Annotated in this window: 1 protein-coding gene; it reads left to right on the top strand. The window is 68.7% G+C overall.

Features of this window, described 5'->3' with window-relative positions; genetic code table 11:
* Positions 1-30 precede the first annotated feature (30 nt).
* On the top strand, positions 31-1,222 hold a 1,192-nt coding region (locus tag Q9R22_RS13275), incomplete at its 3' end, for an IS256 family transposase (RefSeq protein WP_311254302.1).

Raw genomic sequence — 1,222 nt, 5'->3', positions numbered from 1 at the left:
TCACAGCACCCTCGAAAGGACATCATCACGATGACCGCTCCTCACATTGTCGACCCTGCCGGCCTGCTCGGCGAAGCCCTGTCCGACGCGTCCCCGGATCTGATGCGCAGCTTGTTGCAGACGGTGATCAACGCTCTCTTGTCTGCTGATGCCGAGGCGGTGGTCGGCGCCGAATGGGGCAAGCCCACCCCGACCCGGTCTGCGCAGCGCAACGGCTACCGGCACCGTGAGCTCGACACCCGCATCGGCACGATCGACGTCGCCGTGCCGAAACTGCGCACCGGCACCTACTTCCCCGAGTGGTTGCTGGAGCGGCGCAAACGGGCTGAGTCCGCGCTGATCACCGTGGTCGCCGACTGTTACCTCGCCGGGGTCTCGACCCGTCGGATGGACAAGCTGGTGAAGACCCTGGGCATCAACTCCCTGTCGAAGTCCCAGGTCTCGCGCATGGCCGGTGACCTCGACGAGCACGTGGAGTCCTTCCGCCACCGGCCACTGGACGAGGCCGGCCCTTTTACGTTCGTCGCCGCCGACGCGCTGACCATGAAGGTCCGAGAGGGCGGGCGGGTGGTCAACGCGGTCGTGCTGCTGGCCACCGGGGTCAACGGCGACGGCCACCGGGAGGTCCTCGGGATGCGGGTGGCCACGGCCGAGACCGGGGCGGCGTGGAACGAGTTCTTCGCCGACCTGGTGGCCCGGGGCCTGGGCGGAGTCCGCCTGGTCACCAGTGACGCCCACGCCGGTCTCAAGGACGCGATCGCCGCGCACCTGCCCGGGGCGTCCTGGCAGCGGTGCCGCACCCACTACGCGGCCAATCTCATGTCGATCTGCCCGAAGAGCATGTGGCCGGCCGTGAAGGCGATGCTGCACTCGGTCTATGACCAGCCCGATGCCGCCGCGGTGAACGCCCAGTTCGACCGGCTGATCGACTACGTCGCCGAGAAGCTGCCCGAGGTGGCTGAGCACCTGGCCGACGCCCGGGAGGACCTGCTGGCCTTCACCGGCTTCCCGAAAGACGTGTGGATGCAGATCTGGTCCAACAACCCCGCCGAGAGGCTGAACAAGGAGATCCGCCGCCGCACCGACGCGGTCGGGATCTTCCCCAACCGAGCCGCCATCGTTCGCCTCGTGGGCGCGGTGCTGGCCGAGCAGACCGATGAGTGGGCCGAGGGCCGCCGCTACCTCGGACTCGAGGTCCTCACCCGTTGCCGGCTCACCCCCG

Origin of the sequence: Kocuria sp. PD6, from assembly GCF_031844145.1 — a bacterium.
Classification (GTDB): domain Bacteria; phylum Actinomycetota; class Actinomycetes; order Actinomycetales; family Micrococcaceae; genus Kocuria; species Kocuria marina.
This window is presented reverse-complemented; position numbering and strand designations above follow the sequence as displayed.